Annotated in this window: 6 protein-coding genes; all 6 read left to right on the top strand. The window is 67.8% G+C overall.

Annotated elements, in window-relative coordinates; all coding sequences use genetic code 11:
- Positions 1 to 472 precede the first annotated feature (472 nt).
- A complete protein-coding gene (gene ccmA, locus AC1D01_RS24280) occupies positions 473 to 1084 on the top strand; it encodes a cytochrome c biogenesis heme-transporting ATPase CcmA (RefSeq protein WP_477870905.1) in 612 nt (203 codons plus the stop codon).
- Positions 1081 to 1746, top strand: a complete 666-nt coding sequence (ccmB, locus tag AC1D01_RS24275) for a heme exporter protein CcmB (protein ID WP_477870903.1) — start codon at positions 1081 to 1083, stop codon at positions 1744 to 1746. Before ccmA ends, ccmB begins: the two co-directional genes overlap by 4 nt.
- Positions 1746 to 2495 carry a heme ABC transporter permease gene (locus AC1D01_RS24270; RefSeq protein ID WP_477870901.1) on the top strand — a complete coding sequence of 250 codons (750 nt, stop codon included), beginning with the start codon at positions 1746 to 1748 and terminating at the stop codon, positions 2493 to 2495. The genes ccmB and AC1D01_RS24270 overlap by 1 nt, the downstream gene beginning before the upstream one ends.
- On the top strand, positions 2492 to 2659 hold the full coding sequence (ccmD, locus tag AC1D01_RS24265) for a heme exporter protein CcmD (RefSeq protein WP_369822955.1): 168 nt from the start codon (positions 2492 to 2494) through the stop codon (positions 2657 to 2659). Before AC1D01_RS24270 ends, ccmD begins: the two co-directional genes overlap by 4 nt.
- Before the next feature lie 42 nt (positions 2660 to 2701).
- The gene (gene ccmE / locus AC1D01_RS24260) at positions 2702 to 3136 is read left to right on the top strand and encodes a cytochrome c maturation protein CcmE (RefSeq protein ID WP_047588246.1); all 435 of its coding nucleotides are present in this window, start codon (positions 2702 to 2704) and stop codon (positions 3134 to 3136) included.
- A partial coding sequence (locus AC1D01_RS24255; RefSeq protein ID WP_477870898.1) for a heme lyase CcmF/NrfE family subunit occupies positions 3133 to 3884 on the top strand: 752 nt, incomplete at its 3' end. The genes ccmE and AC1D01_RS24255, both read left to right, overlap by 4 nt.

Below are 3884 nucleotides of genomic sequence, written 5' to 3'. Positions count from 1 at the left end.
ACCTGACTGGCTTGCTGGACACGAGGCCCTCCGGAACCAACTGCACTTCATTCCCTCGGAATCGTTGACCGTCTTGAGATGACTGTCCCTTGATACATGTCCTACGCAGGTCACGTGCCTGCATGGCGGAGCGGATCTTCGTCCCGAAAACCCCTGAAAATGTGTCAATAGTTGGCAAACGGGGGGGACCTTACATCCTGTTCCAGAAGAAACGGTGACCCTTTTTGCTCGTCCAGACGAGATCTGCATCAGATGTGAACGAAGGCAACCGGCGGCGGCTCATGGAGCCTGCCGGCGGCGATGGCGCAGATCGTGCTGTCCCTGATGCGGGGGTTGGCGAGGGCACCGATACTCCCGGGCTGGGCCCGACCCACCACATATCCGACCCATACCGAAGCGCAGACAACTCCGATACCGACGCCCGATCGTCGCCATTCTTCCCCCGCCCTCCTTTCCCGCCATCCCCACTTTCATGTTGAGTGCCCATCACCTTCGCTGCTCGCGCGGCGACCGGACCCTGTTCGCCGACCTGAGCCTGTCGCTTGCGCCGGGCCGCTGGCTGCAGGTGGGCGGCATCAATGGCGCCGGCAAGACGACGCTGCTGCGCACGCTGGTCGGCCTGAACCCGCCGGACGACGGCGAGGTGCGCTGGAACGACACCCCGATCCGGGCGGCCGGCGAGGATTTCCGGCGCGCCTGCCTGTACCTGGGCCACCACGCGGCGGTGAAGGACGAGTTGTCGCCGGTCGAGAACCTGCGCCAGGCCTGTGCGATCGACGGCGTGGCGCTGGACGATGCCCAGGCCGGCGACGCGCTGCGCCGCATCGGCCTGCGCGGGCGCGGCCATGTGGCGACGCGCGTGCTGTCGGCCGGCCAGAAGCGGCGCGTGCTGCTGGCGCGGCTGCTGGTGCGGCCGGCCACGCTGTGGGTGCTGGACGAGCCGTTCGCCGCGCTCGACACCGATGCGGTGGCGCTGATGGGCGAGCTGATCGGTGCGCACCTGGCGCAGGGCGGTCTCGCGATCCTGACCAGCCACCAGCCGGCGCCGCTGCCGGCCGGCGAGTTCGTGGGCCTGGCCGCATGAACACGGTACTGGTCGCTTTGAGGCGGGACCTGCTGCTGGCCGCGCGCCGGCGCAGCGAGGTCGTCACCGCGCTGTTCTTCTTCGTGGTCGTGGTCAGCCTGTTCCCGCTGGGCATCGGGCCGGAGCCGGCGATGCTGCGCCGCATCGGCCCGGGCGTGCTGTGGGTGGCGGCCTTGCTGGCCACGCTGCTCGGCCTGCCGCGGCTGTTCGCGAGCGACCATGCCGACGGCACGCTGGAGCAGATGGCGCTGTCACCGCGCCCGTTCGCGCTGCTGGTCGCAGGCAAGATCGCAGCGCACTGGCTGCTGTGCGGGCTGCCGCTGGTGCTGCTGGCGCCGCTGCTCGGCCTGCAGTTCAACCTGAATCCCGGCGAGCTGCAGGTGTTGATGCTGGCGCTGCTGCTGGGCACGCCGGTGCTGAGCCTGATCGGCGCGATCGGTGCGGCGCTGACGCTCGGCGTGCGCGGCGGCGGCACCTTGCTCGCGCTGCTGGTGTTGCCGCTGTACGTGCCGACGCTGATCTTCGGCGCCGGCGCCGTGGAGGCGCAGAGCGCCGGGCTGGGCTCGTCGGCGCAGTTGTCGATCCTCGGGGCGCTGTTGGCGCTCGCCGTATTCTTCGCACCCTGGGCCACGACGGCGGCCCTCCGTATCGCAATCGAATGATGGACAAGCAATCAGCCAGCCCCTGGATGCGTTATGCATCGCCAGCCACCTTCTACCCGCTTGCCGGCAAGCTGCAGCCGTGGTTTGCAGGACTCGCCGCGCTGCTGACGCTGGCCGGGCTGTGGATCGGCTTCTTCGTCGCGCCGACCGATGCGACGCAGGGCGAGGGCTACCGGATCATCTTCGTGCACGTGCCGGCGAGCTGGATGTCGATGGTGATCTATTGCGCGATGGCGTTCTGGGCCGCGATCGGCCTCGCGTTCAACACGCGGCTGTCGTCGATGATGGCGTCGGCGCTGGCGCCGACGGGCGCGATCTTCGCGCTGCTGTCGCTGGTGACCGGCTCGCTGTGGGGCAAGCCGATGTGGGGCACCTGGTGGGTGTGGGACGCGCGCCTCACCTCGGAGCTGATCCTGTTCTTCCTCTATTTGGGCTTTCTCGCGCTGCAGGCGGCGATCGAAGACCCGAAGCGGGCTGATCGGGCGGGCGCGGTGCTGGCGCTGGTGGGCGTGGTGAACGTGCCGATCATCTATTTCTCGGTGAAGTGGTGGAACACGCTGCACCAGGGGGCGACGATCTCGATGACGAAGTCGCCGTCGATGGCGATGACGATGCTGTGGGGCATGCTGCTGATGGCGCTGGCCTTCTGGATGTATTCGATCGCGATCGCGCTGGCGCGGGTGCGCAACATCATCCTCGAGCGTGAACGGCATGCCGACTGGGTGCGCGGCGCCCTGGAGAACACATGATGCAGTGGAACAGCGTGGGTGATTTCTTCGCGATGGGCGGTTATGCCTTCTACGTCTGGGGCAGCTTCGGCGCGTGTGCCTTGGCGATGCTCGTCGAAAGCCTGCTGCTGCGCCAGCAGCGCGCGGAACTGTTGCGATCCCTCAAGGATCAGCACGAGGCATGAAAACCTGCGCCGAGCAACACCAATCAGAGTGACACAAGACAAATGAAGCCCCGCCACAAACGCCTAGCCATCATCGTCGGCGGCCTCGCCAGTCTCGGCGTGGCCGCAGCACTCGTGCTGAACGCGCTGAACAGCAACGTCGCGTTCTTCTTCACGCCCACGCAGGTGGTCTCGGGAGAAGCCCCGAAGGACCGGGCCTTCCGCGTCGGCGGCATGGTCCGCCAGGGCACGCTGAAGCGCGACCAGATGACCGTCAGCTTCACGATCACCGACACCGCGAAAGACGTCGCCGTGCGCTACACCGGCATCCTTCCCGACCTGTTCCAGGAGGGCAAGGGCGCCGTCGTGCAAGGCAAGCTCGACGGGGACGCCTTCGTCGCCACCGAAGTGCTCGCCAAGCACGACGAGAACTACATGCCGCCCGAGGCCGCCCACGCGGTCGAAGAGGCCAAGAAGATGAGGAACACGCTCAAATGACTCCCGAACTCGGCCACCTCGCGCTGATCCTCGCGTTCCTGGTCTCGATCGTCCAGGGCGTGCTGCCGATCGTCGGCGCCCACCAGAACAAGCCCGCCTGGACCTCGCTCGCACGGCCCGCCGCGCAGACGCAGTTCCTGCTCGTCGCGTTCGCGTTCGCCTGCCTGATGCAGGCCTTCGTCGCCAACGACTTCTCGGTGCTCTACGTCGCCCAGCACTCGAACTCGCAGCTGCCCACCGCCTACCGCGCCGCCGCCGTCTGGGGCGGCCATGAAGGCTCGCTGCTGCTGTGGCTACTGATGCTGAACGGCTGGACGCTCGCCGTCAGCCTGCTGTCGCGCCAGTTGCCGCTGCCGATGGTCGCCCGCGTCATCGGCGTGCTCGGCCTGGTCGCCGCCGGCTTCCTCGCGTTCATGCTGCTCACGTCCAACCCGTTCGACCGGCTGATCCCCGCCGCCGCCGAAGGCCAGGACCTGAACCCGCTGCTGCAGGACCCGGGCCTCATCGTCCACCCGCCGATGCTCTACATGGGCTACGTCGGCTTCTCGGTCGCCTTCGCCTTCGCGATCGCCGCGCTGCTCGCCGGCACGCTCGACGCCGCCTGGGCCCGCTGGTCGCGCCCGTGGACCAACGTCGCCTGGACCTTCCTGACGCTGGGCATCGCGTTGGGCTCGTACTGGGCCTACTACGAGCTCGGCTGGGGCGGCTGGTGGTTCTGGGACCCGGTCGAGAACGCGTCGTTCATGCC

The organism is Rhizobacter sp. P3_B12 (assembly GCF_056402895.1).
This window is presented reverse-complemented; position numbering and strand designations above follow the sequence as displayed.